This is a genomic window from Rhodococcus sp. 05-339-2 (assembly GCF_002258965.1).
Lineage (GTDB): Bacteria > Actinomycetota > Actinomycetes > Mycobacteriales > Mycobacteriaceae > Rhodococcoides.
Map to the genome: position 1 here is coordinate 587589 of NZ_NOYW01000008.1, position 18236 is coordinate 605824.

An 18236-nucleotide genomic window follows, 5' to 3' on the forward strand; every position below is an offset into this window, starting at 1 on the left:
GTCCGCCAATGTAGGCAGTGTCAGCATTGTTGTCAACGCCAACATCGCCTAGGGTGAACTCATGGCTACGCAGCGGTACCACCACGGTGACCTGCGCGCGGTACTGCTCGACGAGGCCGAACGGAGCATCGCGCACCGCGGAGTCGACGCATTGTCACTTCGACAGCTGGCCAGAGATGTCGGGGTCAGTCACGGTGCTCCCGCGCGCCACTTCCGCGACAAGCAAGCGCTGTTGGATGCGCTGGCCCTGCACGGTTTCGAGGAGCTGAACCGCCGGATGGTCGCCGCGGCAACTGGACCCGGTGAGCTGATGGCTCGGTTTCGTGCAGTCGCTCGCGCCTACCTCGGATTCGCCGTCGAACATCCGGAGTTGCTGGACGTCATGTACAGCACCAAGCATCATCCCGACGCCAGCGAGAAGCTGAAAACTGTTGCGCACGAGAGCATGACCGCCACCGAGGCATTGCTCAGCGAAGCCATCGCCGCGGGTGTGATCACCGATGCCCCGCCCGCGATCCTCGCGCGCGTTGCTTTCGCGAGCGTGCACGGACTTGCGATGCTGGCCACCGGGGACCTGCTCGACGGCGTCGCGATCGAGGATCTTCTCGACGCGACCGTCGACACGCTGCTGCGTGGGTTCACCTAGGTTGAACGGCATGACCGAATACGACCTGCAACGCTTCGTCGACGCCCAGGACCCCGTCTGGACCGCAGTGACGAAGGAACTGAAGGCGGGACGCAAGCAGACACACTGGATGTGGTTCGTGTTCCCACAGTTGGCGGGACTGGGGCGTAGCGCAACCGCTCAACACTTCGGCATCGCCGATCTGACCGAGGCGGAGCTCTACCTCTCGCACGAAGTGTTGGGCCCTCGCCTGAAGAAGGCAGCAAGGCTTGTGGCAGCTGTCGAGGGGCGGACGGTCGACGAGATCTTCGGTTATCCCGACAACCTGAAGTTGCATTCGTCCATGACGCTTTTCGCCGAAGCTACCAAGGGTCCGTCCGTATTCGGCGAAGTGTTGCAGAAGTATTTCGCCGGTGAATTCGATAGCCCGACACTCGACTTGCTCGACGAGCGATACCGCTAGCATCGCATCCATGACGACTCCACTCGCCGGATCCATTGCCTTCGTCCACGCCAGCTGGCACTTGGACATCGTCGATCGTGCGCGAGTGGGATTCGCCGCCGAACTGGAGAAGCTCGGACAGGGGCAGACGCCCATCGACGTGTTCGAGGTACCCGGGGCCTTCGAGATCCCACTGCACGCACAGCGGCTCGCCAAGACGGGCAAGTACTCCGCGATCGTCGCCGCTGCACTGGTGGTGGACGGCGGAATCTACCGACACGACTTCGTCGAAACGGCGGTCATCGACGGCCTGATGCGAGTGCAGCTGGACACCGACGTGCCGGTGTTCTCCGTGGTGCTGACGCCACACCACTTCCACGAACACGCCGACCACAACGCCTTCTTCACCGCCCACCTCGAAACCAAAGGCGCAGAAGCCGCACGGGCTGTGGTGAAAACCCTGGCGTCACTGGGGACCATCGGCTGACGCTCGGCGGGCAATCCTGTGTTCGACGAGTATGCGGTGCTCGAGGAGCTCGAACGACGAGAGCCGGTTTTCCATCGCCGTGAGTTCGGCATCACGCGTGAGGATTTCGATCGCCTGACGGACGTGGGTTTCTGGGAGGTCGGTGCGTCGGGCAGGCGATACGACCGCGAGCACGTCTGGGCCGTTCTCGAAAAGCGATACGCATCCGACCCCACCGGGCAACTCGATGTCGACTGGACAGCCAGTGAATTCGAACTCCGAGAAATTGCCTCGAATGCGTATTTGCTGACCTACATTCTCGAGCAGGGCGGCCGATCCACCCGCAGGATGACGTTGTGGCAACGCCGCGCGGGTGATGGAAAATCCTTTATCACCAAGGCACGACCGTATCCGATACCACACCCCACCGACAGGTTTGGAATACTGAATAGTCAAGCAGCGCAATAGTTTTCGATTCAACGAAGGTTGTCGGTCGAACGCACGTTCGATACAATTCATGGCATGACCACAGCGATCTGGCAACTGAGCGAGGCCGAACTCCTCGCCGACGCCGCCGCGGTCTCCCACCAGATCCAGCTCCTCGAAGCCCGCCGCATCGCTCTCGTCGCCGACATCGACACCCGCGTGAGCCGGGAGAAACTCGGATTCCCCGGCCCCGCCGGCTGGCTCACCTCCACCACCCTGCTCTCACCGTCCAAGGCCACCAAGATCGTAGCCCTCGCCCGCGGACTGAAGAACTTCCCCGACATCGCCGACGCCGTGAACACCGGAGTCATGACCATCGACCACGCCGCCCTGATCCTCACCTTCGCCGAAACCCCACCCAAGAACCTCCCCCCAGCAGGCCAAGACATCGCCCGTAAGGCGATGATCACCGCTGCGACCGGGCCCGGAGCCCGCACCGGCCGCATCCGGGAAGCGATCACCAAACTCCACGACACCTACGGCGGCAAGACACCACCCGCCGACGACACCGACCGCAACGAACTCTTCGCCTCCAAAACCCTCAACGGGCGGTTCGCGTTAAAAGGGGACTTCGATGCCGTTACCGGCGAGAAGCTGCTCACCGCACTCTCACCGTTGACCGAACCACGACCCGACCCCGACGGCGACGAGACACCCAAAACCGGAGACGACCGCAGCCCCGCCAAGCGACGAGCCGCCGCCTTCGGGCACATCCTCGACCAGTACCTTGCCTCGAGTGATCGACCCATCGAAGGCGGCGAGAGGCCGCACCTGAACCTGCACATCACCCTGCGTGACCTCACCGACCTCCGCGACAATGCCGACAGTGCCGACGCCGACGACATCGCAGACGACATCGCCGACGACGAAACCACCCGCGCAGCAGCCGAATCCGACACAGAAGCAGGCGATCCGGTCGACATCAACACCGGTAGCCCCATCATCGACGACGCACCAACCGAGCCGGACAACGGCAGTGGCAGTGACCGCCGTGCAACGGATCGCGGCGCATACAGGGACCTGTTCGGCGACGGCACTTCGGTCGGGTGGCTGCCCTGGATGGGACCGCTCTCGCGCAACACCTCCCGGCAACTCGCCTGCGATTGCGTCCTCACTGCGATCGTCATGGACGAGACGGGTTCCCCGATCAACCTCGCTCGCACCGCACGCACCGTCACCGCCAAACAGAAGAAGGCGCTCATCGCCCGAGACCACACCTGCGCTTTTCCCGGCTGCGGCAAACCCGCCGCCTGGACAGAAGCGCATCACATCTGGCACTGGGCCGATGGTGGCCCCACCGACATGAACAACCTCGTCCTCCTGTGCGGATTCCACCACCGACTCCTCCACCACAGTGACTGGGAAGTATTCATCGGCGTCGACAACCACCCGTGGTTCGTGCCACCGGCCACCGTCGACCCATATCGACAACCCAGACCATCCCACGCCCGAGCAGGCCCCCACATCGCCTGAGCCTGCCCAGACGAACCGCAGAACCAATCCAGCCCCGCACCGAGAACACGGTGCGGGGCTGGAAGAGGTTGGCAGTAAGCCTGATTCGGGAATTCAGCTCTCAGTCGTTGGCGTGCAGTGCCGCGTTCAGTTCGACGCCGGTGCCCTTCCACGGCACCACCTCGACAGCGCCCGACAGCGAGTTGCGACGGAACAGCAGGTTGGACTTGCCGGACAGTGTCGCCGCCTTCACCACTGTTCCATCCGGGCCACTCACCTTGGTTCCTGCGGTGATGTAGAGCCCGGCCTCGACGACGCAGTCGTCACCGAGTGAGATGCCGAGTCCGGAGTTCGCGCCCAGCAGACAGCTCTTTCCGACGGAAATGACATTCTTGCCGCCGCCGGAGAGCGTGCCCATGATCGACGCGCCGCCGCCCACGTCGGAACCGTCGCCCACGACGACGCCCGCGGAGATGCGACCCTCGACCATCGAGTTGCCGAGCGTGCCGGCGTTGAAGTTGACGAAGCCCTCGTGCATGACCGTCGTTCCGCTGGCCAGGTGCGCGCCGAGACGGACGCGGTCGGCGTCGGCGATCCGAACACCGGTGGGAACGACGTAGTCGACCAGGCGCGGGAACTTGTCGACTCCGTACACGGTCACCGGACCGCGGGCACGAAGTTTCGCGCGCACCGTCTCGAAACCGTCCACCGCTGCGGGCCCGAAGTTGGTCCACACCACATTGGACAGCAGACCGAACACGCCGTCGAGGTTCTGCCCGTGCGGCTGAATCAACCGGTGCGAAAGCAGGTGCAGTCGCAGATACGCGTCGTGGGCGTCGATCGGAGCGTCGTCGAGAGAGGCGATGCTGGTGCGCACTGCGACTACCTCGACGCCGCGCGCCTCGTCCGGTCCGACGAGAGCGGCCAGCTCCTCGGGGACGTCCGAACCCTCGAGCCGGACGGTGCCGGTCTCGAAGCCCGACCCGAGCTCCGGGTTCGGAAACCAGGTGTCGAGAACGACGCCCGACGTCGTGATGTTGGCAATGCCTACTGCTGATGCTCCCTGTGCGCTCACGGCTCGAAGAATACGCGGTGGACCCGGAGGGCGGGTTGGCCCGTCAGTACGGGAACGTCGTCTGTTCCTGGACGCCGTTCCCGACGCGGCGTCGGTTCGTTATCGGTTCGACCGTCGAGCGTGATCGCATCGAAATGCCGGCGGACGCATCGACGGCGGGGAAGCTGACAGAGTTTCCCGGTGACCACACGTCCCGACTCCCGCATCCGTGGAGTGACCTCGGCGATGGCGGACGGTGTGTCCTTCACCGGGTTGGTGACGACCCTGGCGACGACGATCGTGCTCGGGGTCGCCCTGGGTTTGCATGTCGCAGGCGCGTGGTAGACATCGTCATCGGCTGACAGGGGGTCGCCGAGGTTGGGGGGGAGTGTCATGGGTTCGAGCAAGTCCGCGCGTATACGTTCGGTCGTCACGGCGATCGCTGCTGCGATAGTGGTGGCCGGGAGCGTCGTCGTCGGGTCCGGCACCGCAGTCGCTGATCCCTCCTGCGCCGGCGCAGGCGGTCCGTCGGCAGTGGTCGCACGGATCCCGGGTGCGGCTCTGGAAGGCCTGACGGTCGACGCCTCGGGCCGGGCCTACGTCACCGACATCGTCTCCGGACGGGTGTACCGCATCGACGCGCCGGGGCAGGCCGCCTATCCCATCGCGACGGTTCCCAGCGGCGGCGGTGGTGCCCTGGCCTGGATGCCCGACGGCACCCTGCTGGTCGGCTACGGGGCCGACCCTCGCGTCTTCGTCGGAGACATCGTCAAGGCCGCCGGGATCGTGCGGCTCGACGTGAACACCCTGACCGTGACCCCGTTCGCAACCGGTCTGAGCGCAGCCAACGGGCTCGCCGTCGCCGCTGACGGAACGGTGTACGCCACCAACGACTTCGGCTCGCTCATCGGCCGGATCGGCCCCGATGGTTCGGTCGACCCGGCGTGGGCGAGCTTCCCCAGTGCCAACGGCGCAGTGCTCGACGCCGCCGATCGGTACCTCTACGTCTCGCGCACCTTCGTGAACCCGGGCGTCAGCCGGATTCCGATCGCCGACCCCTCGGCACCGGAAAGCGTGCTCGACCTGACGGGACTCGACTCGTTCGCAGCTCCGGACGGACTCACCCTCGACGACGCCGGACGTCCGGTGGTACCGCTGAATGCAGGCGGCTCCGTCGTCCGCATCGATGCGCCGGGGGCGACGTGCGTCATCGGCACCGGAACTCGGTTGACCAGCGTCGTCGCCTACGGTCGCTCCGACCAGGGGTTCTCGAACGGAAGATTGTTCGGTGCCGGCTTCGACGGCGTGGTCCGCGAGATTCCGGGATCCACGGCCTAGAATTTTCACCCGTGACGCTCGAACTGAATGCAGACCCGATCGACCTCACCGCGGCGCTGGTGGACATCCCCAGTGTCAGCGAGGACGAATCGCGCATTGCGGACGAGGTGGAACAGGCGCTCCGCGACCAGACCACCGGCTTCGAGATCATCCGCAGTGGCAACGCCGTGCTGGCCCGGACCGACCTCGGGCTCGGGTCGCGCGTGATGCTCGCCGGGCACCTCGACACGGTTCCTATCGCAGACAACGTTCCGTCGAGGCGGGAACACGACAGCGCCGAAGGTGACATCCTGCACGGCTGCGGAACCGTCGACATGAAGTCGGGCGACGCAGTGTTCCTGCATCTCGCCGCGACGATCGACAATCCTGCGCACGATCTGACTCTGGTGTTCTACGACTGCGAGGAGATCGCGGCTGCCCGCAACGGGCTGGGCCGCATCGAACGCGAACTTCCCGAATGGCTGGTCGCCGACGTCGCGATCCTCGGCGAACCGTCCGGCGGGTTCATCGAGGCCGGTTGCCAAGGGACACTGCGGGTTCGGTTGACGGCGTCGGGAACACGGGCCCACAGTGCCCGGTCCTGGTTGGGCGACAACGCAATTCACAAATTCGGCGCGGTTCTGAACCGGCTCGCGGCGTATCGGGCACGCACCGTCGACATCGATGGCTGCGTGTATCGGGAAGGGCTGCAAGCGGTCCGGATCTCCGGTGGGGTCGCGGGCAACGTCGTTCCAGACGCGGCCGAGCTCGATGTCAACTTTCGCTTCGCACCCGATCGCAGCGTCGACGACGCCGTCGAACACGTTCGTGAGGTGGTCGAGGGACTGGATCTCGGCTTCGAGGTCACCGACTCGTCGCCGGGTGCCCTTCCCGGACTGAACCAGCCTGCGGCGGCTGCGCTGATCGAAGCCGCGGGCGGACAATTCCGCGCCAAGTACGGCTGGACGGACGTCTCCCGGTTCTCGGCGCTCGGTATTCCGGCGGTCAACTACGGACCCGGCGACCCCAACCTCGCCCACAAGCGCGACGAACGCGTCCCCGTCGAGCAGATCACCCACGTCACGCAGGTTCTCCGGGGCTACCTCACTGCCGGATAGCCTGAACGCCATGAACAGCGACCAGGACCCAGGTAGTTCCGAGGAACACGGCAGTTCCGAAGAACACAGCAGTTTCGAGTGGCACAGCAGCGAGAAGCCGGCCAAGCACAAGGGTTCCGTCGTACTTCGGCGTGGCCGGAACACCGAGACCTCCACCTCGGATCAGCGCCTGCTCGACGAGCGAGGACCGGGGAACTGGATTCACTCCGACACCTGGCGAGTCTTGCGAATCCAGAGCGAATTCGTCGAGGGATTCGGTGCACTCGCCGAGGTCCCCAAGGCCGTGACGGTGTTCGGTTCGGCGCGCACCCCCGTCGACCATCCCGAGTACGCCCGAGCCCGGCAACTCGGAGCCGCTCTCGCGAAGGAGGGCTTCGCCGTCATCACCGGTGGTGGGCCGGGCGCGATGGAGGGGGCCAACCGAGGCGCGAGCGAGGCCGACGGGTACTCGATCGGGCTCGGGATCGAGCTGCCGTTCGAGCAGGGCCTCAACGAATGGGTCGATCTGGGCGTCAACTTTCGCTACTTCTTCGTCCGCAAGACCATGTTCGTGAAGTACTCGCAGGCGTTCGTGTGCCTTCCCGGCGGCTTCGGTACTCTCGACGAACTCTTCGAGGCGCTGACCCTGGTGCAGACGGCCAAGGTCACCAGGTTCCCGATCGTGTTGCTGGGCAAGGACTTCTGGTCGGGACTGCTCGATTGGATCAAGACGACTCTCGTGAAAGAAGGCAAGGTGTCCGAGAAGGACCTCGAACTGATCCACTGCACCGACAGCGTCGACGAGGCTGTCCGGATCGTCCGCGAGGCCCAGCAGTGAGCGATCGTGGCACGACCGAACGCGCGATCAGTGTCTGCGTCTACTGCGCGTCCGGTCCCGTCGACTCCTCTTTCATCGACCTCGCCGCCGAGGTCGGCACCGAGATCGGCCGACGAGGCTGGCAGCTCGTCTCGGGCGGCGGCAACGTGTCGATGATGGGCGCCGTTGCTGCGGCGACGCGAGCTGCGGGCGGCAACACGGTCGGCGTGATCCCCAAAGCACTCGTGCATCGCGAGGTCGCCGATGTCGATGCCGACGAGTTGATCGTCACCGACACCATGCGCGAGCGGAAGAAGATCATGGAGGACCGCGCCGACGCGTTCATCACCTTGCCGGGTGGCATCGGGACATTGGAGGAGCTGTTCGAGACGTGGACCGCGGGCTATCTCGGGATGCACAGCAAGCCGATGGTGATGCTCGACCCATTCGGACATTTCGACGGCATGATGCAGTGGATCGACGGGCTGCTGGCCACGGGCTTCGTCCAGCAGCGCGCTGTGGATGCCCTGATCAGGACCGCGTCGGTCGAGGCTGCCCTGGACGCCTGTGCAACGTTGTGACAGGTCACCAACCGTGGCCGACGAGCGCGCTCCTCAAAGTTGTTACTCTCAAGTAGGGTAAGAAATCTCACATCGTCTTCAAAGGGGAGTACATGGCTGTCGATGCCCGTCAGAAAATTGGAGTGACCGACCTCGCGGTCGCGTTGCCGAAAATGGTGACGGAGGTGCCCAGTCTCCTCAAGGGCCTGGCGGGATTCACCCGCAAACCCGACCACAAGGCGTCGATCGGTCAGGTCTTCCAGGATGCCGCCGCGAAGAACAGCGACCGTCCGTTCGTGCGGTTCGAGGGTGAGTCGATCACCTACCGGGACGCGAACGAGCTCGTCAACCAGTACGCCGCGGTGTTCGCAGACCACGGAGTCAAGCGCGGCGACGTCGTCGGCATCCTCAGCAAGAACCGCCCGGAGGCGCTGTTCGCCGCACTTGCCGCCGTCAAACTCGGCGCCACCGCGGGAATGCTGAACTACAACCAGCGCGGCGATGTACTCGAACACAGCCTGGGCATTCTCGAGGCGAAGGTCCTGGTACTGGACGAGAACGCGCAGGAGGCACTCGATTCGCTCGACGGGGAGCCGAAGGTCGGTGCCGTACTGCCGCTGAAGAAACTCGCCGAACTCGCCGCGACGGCGTCGACAGCCAACCCGAAGGTGACCGCCGAGATCCAGGCCAAGGAGAAGGCGTTCTACATCTTCACCTCGGGCACCACCGGCATGCCGAAGGCGAGCCTGATGAGCCACTTCCGCTGGCTCAAGTCGATGTCCGGTCTCGGCAACATGGGTGTCCGGCTGCGCAGCAACGACGTCATCTACTGCTGCCTGCCGCTCTACCACAACAACGCGCTGACGGTGACGCTGTCCTCGGTGCTCGCAGGCGGCGCGACGATGGCCATCGGCAAGCAGTTCTCGGTGAGCAATTTCTGGGACGACATCCGGGTCAACAAGGCCACCGCGTTCACCTACATCGGCGAGCTGTGCCGCTACCTGCTGACACAGCCGAAGAAGAGCTCCGACCGCGACAACTCGGTGAAACTGATCGTCGGCAACGGACTGCGCCCGGAGATCTGGGAGGAGTTCACCGAACGATTCGGCATCTCCCGGGTCGCCGAGTTCTACGGTGCAAGCGAGTGCAACATCGCGTTCATCAACGCCCTCAACATGAAGAAGACCGCCGGGATCTGCCCGCTCCCGTACGCAGTCGTCCAGTACGACGAGGAATCCGGCAAGGCCAAGCGCGGTCAGGACGGCAAGCTCCGCAAGGTCGGAAACGGCGAGGTCGGACTGTTGCTGTCCAAGGTGACCGACCGGGCGCCGTTCGACGGCTACTCCGACGACAAGGCCACCGAGAAGAAGTTGGTGCGCGACGGCTTCAAAGACGGCGACGCGTGGTTCGACACCGGCGATCTGGTTCGTAAGCAGGGCTGGATGCACGTCGCATTCGTCGACCGTCTCGGCGACACCTTCCGTTGGAAGGGTGAGAACGTGGCCACCACGCAGGTCGAAGGTGCGCTCGGTGGGCATCCGTCGATCGACGGTGCCGTCGTGTACGGCGTCGACATCGAGGGAACCGATGGCAAGGCAGGCATGGCTGCGGTGACGCTGCGCGAGGGCGAGACCTTCGACGGCAAGTCCACGGCCGCGCACCTATACGACAAGCTCCCCACGTACGCGGTGCCCCTCTTCGTCAGGGTCGTCGACAGCCTCGAGCAGACGTCGACGTTCAAGAGTCAGAAGGTGGCCCTGCGCAAGCTCGGTTACGAGGAAGACGGAGACAGCGACCTGTACGTGCTGCGCGGCAAGTCCGGCGGCTACGAAAAGGCGTACGACGGCTACGTCGCCGAGGTCGCCGCAGGCAAGGCCCCCAAGGGCTGAGCACCCGAAAGATGCGCTCGTGCCACTATTGATTTCATGAGCACCCTCTGCGGCAAACCGGTCGCCGACGATCGCGCATTGGTCATGGCCATCGTCAATCGCACCCCCGATTCGTTCTACGACGGGGGTGCGAATTTCAGCGACGACGCTGCGATGGCGTCGGTGCACCGGGCTGTCGCAGAGGGTGCCGACATGATCGACATCGGTGGTGTGAAGGCAGGTCCCGGCGACATCGTCGACGCCGAGGAGGAGATCCGCCGTGTCGTTCCGTTCGTCGAGGCCATCCGGGACGCGTATCCGGAGCTGCTGATCAGTGTGGACACCTGGCGCAGCGAGGTAGCTCGACTGGCCTGCGGTGTCGGAGCGGATCTGATCAACGACACGTGGGCCGGGGCCGACCCCGAGCTGGTGCGCGTCGCTGCCGCCGAAGGAGTCGGCATCGTCTGCTCGCACACCGGCGGTGCGGTGCCCCGCACTCGCCCGCATCGGGTTCGGTACGCCGATGTCGTGGCCGACGTGATCACCGAAGTCACCGCCGCCGCGGAGAACGCCGTTGCGGAGGGGGTGAAAAAAGATTCGATTCTGATCGATCCGACGCACGATTTCGGGAAAAACACCTATCACGGGCTCGAGTTGTTGCGTCGCGTGGACGATCTTGTAAACACCGGGTGGCCTGTGCTCATGGCGCTGAGCAACAAGGACTTCGTAGGCGAGACTCTAGGGGTAGAGCTCGCCGACCGGTTGGAGGGAACATTGGCAGCGACAGCATTGGCCGCAGCAGGCGGAGCCCGAATGTTCCGGGTGCACGAAGTTGCGTCGACCAGAAGAGTCGTCGACATGGTGGCAGCGATCCAGGGACTGAGAACCCCGGCGCGGACGGTCAGGGGTCTGGCATGACACTTGCAGATCGAACGGACGTCACCAGGGCGTGGTCCGAGACCAACAGCTGGGACACCCCGGAGTGGACCATTGCCGAGCTCGAGGCCGCCAAAGCGGGCCGAACGGTGTCGGTGGTACTCCCGGCATTGAACGAGGAACAGACGGTTGCCGCTGTCATCGACACCATCCACCCGTTGCTCGGTGGCCTCGTCGACGAGCTGATCGTGTTGGACTCCGGTTCCACCGACGAGACGGCCGTGCGCGCGACAGCGGCCGGCGCACGCGTCATCAGCCGAGAAGAAGCGGTACCCGGCGTGGACCCGGTACCGGGCAAGGGCGAGGTTCTGTGGCGTTCGGTCGCCGCGTCGACCGGTGATCTCATCGCGTTCGTCGACTCCGACCTGATCAACCCCGATCCGGCGTTCGTGCCCAAGTTGCTCGGCCCCCTGCTGATGGGCGACGGCATCCACCTCGTCAAGGGCTACTACCGCCGTCCGTTGCGGACCAGTGGAACCGAGGACGCCAACGGCGGTGGACGCGTCACCGAGCTCGTGGCAAGGCCGCTGCTCGCTGCCCTTCGGCCCGAGCTGACCGGGGTCATTCAGCCCCTCGGCGGTGAGTATGCCGGTACGCGTGAGCTTCTGTCCGCGGTGCCGTTCGCACCCGGCTACGGAGTGGAGATCGGGCTGCTGCTCGATACCTACGACAGGCTCGGACTGCGGGCGATCGGCCAGGTGAATCTGGGTGTGCGCAAGCACCGCAACCGCCCGCTGGTCGAACTCGGGGCCATGAGCAGACAGATCGTCGGGACGATGCTCAATCGGTGCGGGATGGTCGATTCCGGTGCCGGTCTGATGCAGTTCCGGGTCGACGGCGACTCCTTCGAGCCGTTCTCGACCGAGGTGTCGTTGCTGGACCGACCGGCGATGAACTCGCTGAAATAGCGTGTCGGGCGGTCGTGACAAGATCGTGGCATGTTGACGCTGCTGATCTACGTCGTCGTCATTGCCGTCGTCGCCGCTGCATTGTTCTTCGTGGCGTCAGCGGTGTTCGGTCGCGGTGAGGAACTGGGCCCGCTGCCCGAGGGAACCACCGCGACCGTTCTGCCGGCCGAAGGCGTCACCGGTGCCGACGTGCACGCGCTGAAGTTTCAGCAGAGCCTGCGCGGCTACAAGCCCAGCGAGGTCGACTGGGCGTTGGAGCGACTGGGCGGCGAGATCGACATGCTCCGTTCGCGGCTGTCGGCTGCGCAGCAGGCACAGGAGACGGTCGCCCCGTCCCCGGATGAGCCGGACGAGCGATGAGCGCTGTCGCCGGACCGGACGGCCGACTGCGCTGCCCCTGGGGTGCCACCGACGACGACCTGTACCGGAACTACCACGATCTCGAATGGGGACAGCCGCTCCACGGCCGCAACGAGCTCTACGAGCGGCTCTGTCTCGAAGCGTTCCAATCGGGCCTGTCGTGGATCACGATCCTGCGCAAACGCGACAGCTTCCGCACGGCATTCGCCGGATTCGATCCCGAGCTGGTGGCCCGGTTCGGCGACGCCGATGTCGAACGGTTGATGAACGACGCGTCCATCGTGCGCAACAGGCTCAAGATCGACGCTGCGGTGAGCAACGCGCGTGCCATCGTCGATTTCGACGATACCGACCTCGACACCCTGCTCTGGTCGTTCGCTCCGAAACCCAGGCCGGCGCGCCTGACCGAGTTCTCCGATGTGCCCGCCTCGACTCCGGAGTCCACCGCTCTGGCCAAGGAGCTCAAGCGGCGGGGCCTACGGTTCGTCGGTCCGACAACTGCCTACGCCTTGATGCAGGCCACCGGAATGGTCGACGATCACCTGTCGGGGTGTTGGGTGCAGGTCGTCAATACCGACTCCGGTTCCCGGTATCGACGACGATAGGGAAGAATAGGGGACAACACCCGTCGCCCCGCGACGAAATTGTCTTTTTGGCCTAGGCGCCGAGCTGGTGGGCGCAGATCTGGAGGGAGCAGAGGATGGCGGCGATGAAGCCCCGGACCGGGGACGGTCCCCTCGAAGCAACCAAAGAGGGACGAGGAATCGTCATGCGCGTCCCGCTCGAGGGGGGCGGCCGATTGGTCGTCGAATTGACCCCCGACGAGGCCGCGGCGCTCGGTGACGAATTGAAGGGTGTCACCGGCTGACCGTTCTGTCGATCGATCATCGCTCAGCCCCGCTCGCCGTGACGGCAAGCGGGGCTTTGTGTTGTGTTCACGACTGTGCCGTCCGGCAGAGTCGTGACGGAGGAGGTGTCCGATGCTGACCGACGTCGTGGATGTGCTGCTGTGTCCGCAGTGCCGAGCACGCGAGGTCGACTCCGGGCTCGGTGTCGGCGACACGGATCGGGCGCTGTGGTGCGATCGAGGACACTCGTTCGATGTCGCTCGGCAGGGGTACGTCAGTCTGCTGACCGGTGACGGCGGCAAGTTCACCGGCGATTCGGCCGAGATGATCGCCGCGCGCGATGCGTTCCTGGGGGAGGGGCACTTCGACCCGATTGCCCGAGCAGTGTCTGCGGGGGTCCCGGTGGACAGCGAGGTGGTGCTCGACGTCGGGGTCGGAACCGGTCACTATCTCGCGGCTGTTCTCGACGACCACCCCGAGGCTCGGGGGATGGGCGTCGACGTGTCGAAGTTCGCGGCCAGGCGCGCTGCCCGGTCCCATCCCCGGCTGGGGTCCGTGGTCGCCGACATCTGGAGCGGACTTCCGGTGCGGTCGGGTGCCCTGTCCGCGGTGACGTGCGTCTTCGCTCCGCGCAACGCCGGAGAACTGAATCGGGTACTCGTCGACGACGGCGTGTTGGTGGTCGTCACGCCCACGACGCGGCATCAGCGCGAGCTGCGGGGGCCGCTGGGACTCATCGGCGTCGACGAGGACAAGCCCCGCCGCCTGAGCGAATCGTTGTCCGGTCTGTTCGAACCGGTCACGGAATCTCCGCTGGAATATCCGATGATGCTCTCGCACAACGACATCGAGGCTCTGATCGGCATGGGCCCGTCGGCGCGTCACGGTGACCCCGAGGCGCGGGCTGCGGCGCTGACGCAGCTACCGGACACCACCGAGGTCACCGCGTCGGTGACGGTGTCGACCTATCGCAACACGAATCGCTGAGTCGTCCCGATCAGCGGCGGCGCGCCAGAGCGTCGTTGTAGACGGCGAGAGTCTGCTTCGCGATCGACGCCCAGGAGAACTCGGCGACGGCCCGCTCTCGACCCGCCTTGCCCATCGCTGCCGCGAGCGCGGGATCGAGGGCGACCTCGTTGACGGTCTCGGCCAGGTTCCGCTCGAAGGCATCGGGTTCGTAGGAGTTGTAGTGCACCAGGCGTCCGGTACGGCCCTCGTCGACGACCTCGGGAATGCCGCCGACATCCGATGCCACCACAGCAGTTTCGCAGGCCATCGCCTCGAGGTTGACGATGCCCAGTGGCTCGTACACCGAGGGGCAGACGAAGACGGCTGCTGCAGTGAGGATCTCGCGAATCTTGTCGGTGGGCAGCATGTCCTTGACCCAGAACACACCGCCGCGCTGCTCGGCGAGCAGGGCGACGGCCCGCTCGGTTTCCGCGGCGATCTCCGGAGTGTCGGGGGCACCAGCGCACAGGACGAGCTGGATCGACGGGTCGAAGTGGTGGGCGGCAGCGATCAGGTGGCCCACACCCTTCTGCCTGGTGATACGGCCGACGAACGCGACGATCGGCTTGCTTCGATCGACGCCGATCTCGTCCAGAGTTGCGGTGCCCTGGTCGGCGAACCACCGCTGCGTGTCGATTCCGTTGCGCACCACATGAACCCGGCTCGGATCGAGCCGCGGGTACGCGTCGAGCACGTCTTTGGCCATGCCCTCGCTGACGGCGATGACCGCGTCTGCGTATTCCACGGCATTGCGCTCGGACCACGACGAGATGCGGTAGCCGCCGCCGAGCTGCTCGGCCTTCCACGGCCGCCGTGGTTCGAGGGAGTGTGCGGTGAGGATGTGCGGAACGTCGTACAACTCGGCGGCGAGATGGCCCGCGAGGCCGGTGTACCAGGTGTGTGAGTGCACCACGTCGGCGTCGGCGGCGGCGTTGGCCATCCGCAGCTCGGCCGACAGCGTCGTCAACGCGGCGTTCGCTCCGGCGAGTGCGGGATCGGGGTCGTGTACCTGCGCGGTGTCGCGCGGCGCGCCCATGCAGTGGATGTCCACGTCGCACAGCGATTTCAGCTGCGCGGTCAACTCCGTGACATGGACTCCTGCGCCACCGTAGATCTCCGGGGGATATTCCTTGGTCATCATTGCTACGCGCACGTGAACGAACCTACATTCCCCAGCAGTTGTGCGTGTACTGCTAGCAAGGTTCTCTCGGTGCGGATAGGTTGAGTGGGTGAGGACACAACCGCACGTACTAGGGATTGTGCTTGCCGGCGGTGAGGGTAAGCGCCTTTACCCGATGACCGCGGACAGAGCCAAGCCAGCCGTGCCCTTCGGGGGCGCCTACCGACTCATCGACTTCGTACTGAGCAATCTCGTCAACGCCGGCTACCTCCGGCTCTGCGTGCTCACCCAGTACAAGTCCCATTCACTGGACCGCCACATCTCGCAGACATGGCGACTGTCCGGTTTCGCCGGGGAGTACATCACTCCGGTCCCGGCACAGCAGCGTCTCGGGCCCCGGTGGTACACCGGCAGCGCCGACGCCATCTTCCAGTCGCTGAACCTGGTGTACGACGAGGACCCCGAGTACATCGTGGTCTTCGGAGCCGACCACGTGTACCGGATGGACCCGGAGCAGATGGTGCAGCAGCACATCGACTCCGGTGCCGGCGTCACCGTCGCGGGCATCCGGGTTCCGCGTAGCGAGGCATTCGCGTTCGGATGCATCGACTCGGACGAGAACGGCAAGATCACCCAGTTCCTCGAGAAGCCGGCGCAGCCGCCCGGGACCCCCGACGATCCCGACGTCACGTATGCCTCGATGGGCAACTACGTGTTCACCACCAAGGTGCTCGTCGACGCCATCAAGGCCGACTCCGAGAACGTCGACTCCGACCACGACATGGGTGGCGACATCATTCCGGCACTCGTCGAAGCGGGCGTCGCCTCGGTCTACGACTTCAACGACAACGTCGTTCCCGGTGCCACCGAACGCGACCGCGGATACTGGCGAGACGTCGGCACCATCGACGCGTTCTACGACGCCCACATGGACCTCGTGTCGGTGCATCCCATCTTCAACCTCTACAACCGTCGCTGGCCCATCCGCGGATCGGCCGAGAACCTGCCGCCCGCCAAGTTCGTCCAGGGCGGCTTGGCTCAGGAGTCGGTCGTCGGTGCCGGCTGCATCCTGTCCGCGGCCACCGTCCGCAACTCGGTGCTCAGCTCCAACGTCATGATCGACAGTGGTGCGACCGTCGAGGGCAGCGTCCTGATGCCCGGCGTCCGAATCGGCAAGGGTGCGGTGGTGCGGCACGCGATCCTGGACAAGAACGTCGTCGTCGGTGACGGCGAGATCATCGGTGTCGATCACGAACGCGACCGCGAACGCTTCAACGTCAGCGCCGGGGGAGTCGTCTCCGTCGGCAAGGGCGTCTGGATCTAGTGCGCTGCGCGCAGTGGTGCGCTCAAGTGCCCTCTGTGGCTCCTGACCGCACCACTGCCGTAGGCACCTACGCTCTCGACGCGCAGATCAACCCGTCGCCCAGAGGCAGCAGCACCGTCGTCAGACGCTCGTCCTCGGCGATGGCCCGGGCGGCGGATCGAACGGCAACTGCGGTGGCGTCGCGCTGAGTCGGGTCGGCGACTCGCCCACCCAGTAACGCGTTGTGCAGCACCAGAACTCCACCGGGTCGCAGGAGTCGAACACTCTCGGCGACGAAGTGCGGATGGTCGGCCGGACTGGCATCGATGAAGACCAGATCGTAGGTGTCGTCGGCCAACCGGGGGAGCACATCGAGCGCCCAGCCGTTGATCAGCCGGGTGCGCGAGGGCGCAATTCCCCCCGCGCGGAACGCTTCTCGGGCTGCACGCTGGTGCTCCGGCTCGGTGTCGATGGTGGTGAGCACACCGTCCACGCGCATCCCGTCGAGCAACCACAGACCGCTGATTCCAGCGCCGGTACCGATTTCGACGACAGTCTTCGCACCGAGCATCTGGGTGAAGATGGACAGAATCGCTCCGACCGACGGCGGTACCGGTGCGGCACCCAGGTCGACGGCTCGCTCTCTGGCTGCGATCAGAACCTCGTCCTCCTGAGCGGAGTCTTCGGCGTAGGCGAGCATCTTCTCGGCGTTGGTCGGCACGCCCCGAGGCTATCGTGCCCAGGGCACATTCTCACGCACACATTCTCAGGTGCGCCTCAGCTGTTTCATACCGGACCCACACGCGGGTCCGTCAGGCTGTGCAGGAGTCGAAGGTCCATCTCGATTGCGAAGTGTGAGCTGGAACATCCGAGGGTAGTCGTCGGTTGAATCAGAAGGACGTACGCAGTCCTGAGCAGGAGGATCCAACTATTTACAAGATCAACGGCGATCGCGACAGCGCGCGTCTACCCGAGTCCGTACCCGCACCCGACGATCTCAGCGGCACCGCAGTGTTCGATGCGACCGGCGAGAACTCCAGCATGCCGTCCTGGGACGAACTGGTACGCGAACACGGCGACCGCGTCTACCGACTGGCCTACCGCCTGTCCGGCAACGCCCAGGACGCCGAGGACCTGACACAGGACACTTTCATTCGCGTGTTCCGCTCCCTGTCGAATTACCAGCCGGGCACCTTCGAGGGGTGGCTGCACCGCATCACCACCAACCTGTTCCTGGACATGGTTCGTCGTCGCAGCCGCATTCGTATGGAGGCGCTCCCCGAGGACTACGACCGTGTTCCCTCGGACCGACCCAACCCCGAGCAGATCTACCACGATGCTCGCCTCGACCCCGATCTGCAGTCCGCGCTCGACTCGCTGGCACCGGAGTTCCGTGCCGCAATCGTGCTGTGCGACATCGAAGGACTGTCGTACGAGGAGATCGGTGCGACACTGGGCGTCAAGCTCGGAACTGTTCGCAGTCGCATTCACCGTGGACGCCAGGCGCTGCGCGAGTACCTTCGAGTGCACGGGAAGGTCGACTCCGGTCACGCAAGTGTCCACTAGCTA

General features: G+C 65.1%; 22 protein-coding genes. 19 read left to right on the forward strand and 3 right to left on the reverse strand.

Annotation, left to right across the window (positions count from 1 at the left end; genetic code table 11):
- Nucleotides 1–61 precede the first annotated feature (61 nt).
- Genes CH273_RS09125 through CH273_RS09145 form a run of 5 tightly spaced genes read left to right on the forward strand, consistent with a single transcriptional unit; the run spans nt 62 to nt 3492 of the window.
- Nucleotides 62–646 carry a TetR/AcrR family transcriptional regulator gene (locus CH273_RS09125; RefSeq protein WP_032394081.1) on the forward strand — a complete coding sequence of 195 codons (585 nt, stop codon included), beginning with the start codon at nt 62–64 and terminating at the stop codon, nt 644–646.
- A gap of 10 nt (nt 647–656) precedes the next feature.
- On the forward strand, nt 657–1088 hold the full coding sequence (locus CH273_RS09130; protein ID WP_032394228.1) for a DUF1810 domain-containing protein: 432 nt from the start codon (nt 657–659) through the stop codon (nt 1086–1088).
- Nucleotides 1089–1098: 10 nt separating this feature from the next.
- Nucleotides 1099–1554 carry a 6,7-dimethyl-8-ribityllumazine synthase gene (locus tag CH273_RS09135; protein WP_032394082.1) on the forward strand — a complete coding sequence of 152 codons (456 nt, stop codon included), beginning with the start codon at nt 1099–1101 and terminating at the stop codon, nt 1552–1554.
- Nucleotides 1555–1572: 18 nt separating this feature from the next.
- Nucleotides 1573–2001, forward strand: a complete 429-nt coding sequence (locus tag CH273_RS09140; protein ID WP_230596627.1) for a nuclear transport factor 2 family protein — start codon at nt 1573–1575, stop codon at nt 1999–2001.
- A 54-nt stretch (nt 2002–2055) separates the two neighbouring features.
- Nucleotides 2056–3492 (forward strand): HNH endonuclease signature motif containing protein, encoded by a 1437-nt coding sequence (locus CH273_RS09145; RefSeq protein ID WP_094637977.1) that lies wholly within the window; start codon nt 2056–2058, stop codon nt 3490–3492.
- A gap of 100 nt (nt 3493–3592) precedes the next feature.
- On the opposite strand, the gene dapD is transcribed toward CH273_RS09145, so the two are convergent.
- Nucleotides 3593–4546 (reverse strand): 2,3,4,5-tetrahydropyridine-2,6-dicarboxylate N-succinyltransferase, encoded by a 954-nt coding sequence (dapD, locus tag CH273_RS09150; protein WP_032394083.1) that lies wholly within the window; start codon nt 4544–4546, stop codon nt 3593–3595.
- A 180-nt stretch (nt 4547–4726) separates the two neighbouring features.
- Here dapD and CH273_RS27630 point away from each other — a divergent pair, with 180 nt between their 5' ends.
- The 12 genes from CH273_RS27630 to CH273_RS09210 all read left to right on the forward strand — a co-directional run bounded on the left by CH273_RS27630 (nt 4727) and on the right by CH273_RS09210 (nt 14223).
- Complete coding sequence (locus tag CH273_RS27630; protein ID WP_155290784.1) at nt 4727–4870, forward strand: hypothetical protein; 144 nt, start codon at nt 4727–4729, stop codon at nt 4868–4870.
- Nucleotides 4871–4918: 48 nt separating this feature from the next.
- On the forward strand, nt 4919–5863 hold the full coding sequence (locus tag CH273_RS09160) for an SMP-30/gluconolactonase/LRE family protein (RefSeq protein WP_032394085.1): 945 nt from the start codon (nt 4919–4921) through the stop codon (nt 5861–5863).
- Between the two features lie 11 nt (nt 5864–5874).
- Nucleotides 5875–6960, forward strand: coding sequence for a succinyl-diaminopimelate desuccinylase (gene dapE, locus CH273_RS09165; protein ID WP_094637978.1), 1086 nt, complete (start codon nt 5875–5877; stop codon nt 6958–6960).
- 10 nt (nt 6961–6970) lie between these two features.
- Complete coding sequence (locus CH273_RS09170) at nt 6971–7777, forward strand: LOG family protein (protein ID WP_032394086.1); 807 nt, start codon at nt 6971–6973, stop codon at nt 7775–7777.
- Nucleotides 7774–8337 (forward strand): LOG family protein, encoded by a 564-nt coding sequence (locus tag CH273_RS09175; protein WP_032394087.1) that lies wholly within the window; start codon nt 7774–7776, stop codon nt 8335–8337. Before CH273_RS09170 ends, CH273_RS09175 begins: the two co-directional genes overlap by 4 nt.
- Before the next feature lie 92 nt (nt 8338–8429).
- Nucleotides 8430–10205: a long-chain-acyl-CoA synthetase gene (locus tag CH273_RS09180; protein WP_032394088.1), complete on the forward strand. Its 1776-nt coding sequence runs from the start codon at nt 8430–8432 to the stop codon at nt 10203–10205.
- Nucleotides 10206–10241: 36 nt separating this feature from the next.
- Nucleotides 10242–11102, forward strand: coding sequence for a dihydropteroate synthase (folP, locus tag CH273_RS09185; protein WP_032394089.1), 861 nt, complete (start codon nt 10242–10244; stop codon nt 11100–11102).
- Nucleotides 11099–12028 carry a glucosyl-3-phosphoglycerate synthase gene (locus tag CH273_RS09190; RefSeq protein WP_032394090.1) on the forward strand — a complete coding sequence of 310 codons (930 nt, stop codon included), beginning with the start codon at nt 11099–11101 and terminating at the stop codon, nt 12026–12028. The genes folP and CH273_RS09190 overlap by 4 nt, the downstream gene beginning before the upstream one ends.
- A gap of 30 nt (nt 12029–12058) precedes the next feature.
- On the forward strand, nt 12059–12388 hold the full coding sequence (locus tag CH273_RS09195) for a DivIVA domain-containing protein (protein ID WP_032394091.1): 330 nt from the start codon (nt 12059–12061) through the stop codon (nt 12386–12388).
- Complete coding sequence (locus tag CH273_RS09200) at nt 12385–12993, forward strand: DNA-3-methyladenine glycosylase I (protein ID WP_032394092.1); 609 nt, start codon at nt 12385–12387, stop codon at nt 12991–12993. The genes CH273_RS09195 and CH273_RS09200 overlap by 4 nt, the downstream gene beginning before the upstream one ends.
- 95 nt (nt 12994–13088) lie before the next feature.
- Entirely contained in the window at nt 13089–13256 is a 168-nt protein-coding gene (locus tag CH273_RS09205; RefSeq protein ID WP_008714277.1) for a DUF3117 domain-containing protein, read from the forward strand.
- A 112-nt stretch (nt 13257–13368) separates the two neighbouring features.
- Nucleotides 13369–14223, forward strand: a complete 855-nt coding sequence (locus CH273_RS09210) for a methyltransferase domain-containing protein (RefSeq protein ID WP_032394093.1) — start codon at nt 13369–13371, stop codon at nt 14221–14223.
- Nucleotides 14224–14233: 10 nt separating this feature from the next.
- Here CH273_RS09210 and glgA read toward each other — a convergent pair whose 3' ends face one another.
- Nucleotides 14234–15397 (reverse strand): glycogen synthase, encoded by a 1164-nt coding sequence (glgA, locus tag CH273_RS09215; protein WP_032394094.1) that lies wholly within the window; start codon nt 15395–15397, stop codon nt 14234–14236.
- Nucleotides 15398–15473: 76 nt separating this feature from the next.
- Between glgA and glgC the strand changes: the two genes are divergently transcribed.
- Nucleotides 15474–16688 (forward strand): glucose-1-phosphate adenylyltransferase, encoded by a 1215-nt coding sequence (gene glgC, locus CH273_RS09220; protein WP_032394095.1) that lies wholly within the window; start codon nt 15474–15476, stop codon nt 16686–16688.
- Between the two features lie 67 nt (nt 16689–16755).
- Here the strand turns inward: glgC and CH273_RS09225 are convergent, their stop codons facing one another.
- Nucleotides 16756–17367: an O-methyltransferase gene (locus CH273_RS09225; RefSeq protein ID WP_032394230.1), complete on the reverse strand. Its 612-nt coding sequence runs from the start codon at nt 17365–17367 to the stop codon at nt 16756–16758.
- A 239-nt stretch (nt 17368–17606) separates the two neighbouring features.
- Between CH273_RS09225 and sigE the strand changes: the two genes are divergently transcribed.
- Complete coding sequence (sigE, locus tag CH273_RS09230) at nt 17607–18233, forward strand: RNA polymerase sigma factor SigE (RefSeq protein ID WP_052049292.1); 627 nt, start codon at nt 17607–17609, stop codon at nt 18231–18233.
- Nucleotides 18234–18236: the final 3 nt, after the last annotated feature.

Excerpts from the sequence above, each read along its gene's own strand:
- CH273_RS09125 (WP_032394081.1), top strand. The coding sequence starts at position 62 with ATGGCTACGCAGCGGTACCACCACGGTGACCTGCGCGCGGTACTGCTC.
- CH273_RS09130 (WP_032394228.1), top strand. The coding sequence starts at position 657 with ATGACCGAATACGACCTGCAACGCTTCGTCGACGCCCAGGACCCCGTC.
- CH273_RS09135 (WP_032394082.1), top strand. The coding sequence starts at position 1,099 with ATGACGACTCCACTCGCCGGATCCATTGCCTTCGTCCACGCCAGCTGG.
- CH273_RS09145 (WP_094637977.1), top strand. The coding sequence starts at position 2,056 with ATGACCACAGCGATCTGGCAACTGAGCGAGGCCGAACTCCTCGCCGAC.
- CH273_RS09160 (WP_032394085.1), top strand. The coding sequence starts at position 4,919 with ATGGGTTCGAGCAAGTCCGCGCGTATACGTTCGGTCGTCACGGCGATC.
- CH273_RS09170 (WP_032394086.1), top strand. The coding sequence starts at position 6,971 with ATGAACAGCGACCAGGACCCAGGTAGTTCCGAGGAACACGGCAGTTCC.
- CH273_RS09180 (WP_032394088.1), top strand. The coding sequence starts at position 8,430 with ATGGCTGTCGATGCCCGTCAGAAAATTGGAGTGACCGACCTCGCGGTC.
- folP (WP_032394089.1), top strand. The coding sequence starts at position 10,242 with ATGAGCACCCTCTGCGGCAAACCGGTCGCCGACGATCGCGCATTGGTC.
- CH273_RS09190 (WP_032394090.1), top strand. The coding sequence starts at position 11,099 with ATGACACTTGCAGATCGAACGGACGTCACCAGGGCGTGGTCCGAGACC.
- CH273_RS09195 (WP_032394091.1), top strand. The coding sequence starts at position 12,059 with ATGTTGACGCTGCTGATCTACGTCGTCGTCATTGCCGTCGTCGCCGCT.
- CH273_RS09200 (WP_032394092.1), top strand. The coding sequence starts at position 12,385 with ATGAGCGCTGTCGCCGGACCGGACGGCCGACTGCGCTGCCCCTGGGGT.
- CH273_RS09205 (WP_008714277.1), top strand. The coding sequence starts at position 13,089 with ATGGCGGCGATGAAGCCCCGGACCGGGGACGGTCCCCTCGAAGCAACC.
- CH273_RS09210 (WP_032394093.1), top strand. The coding sequence starts at position 13,369 with ATGCTGACCGACGTCGTGGATGTGCTGCTGTGTCCGCAGTGCCGAGCA.
- CH273_RS09225 (WP_032394230.1), bottom strand. The coding sequence starts at position 17,367 with ATGCTCGCCTACGCCGAAGACTCCGCTCAGGAGGACGAGGTTCTGATC.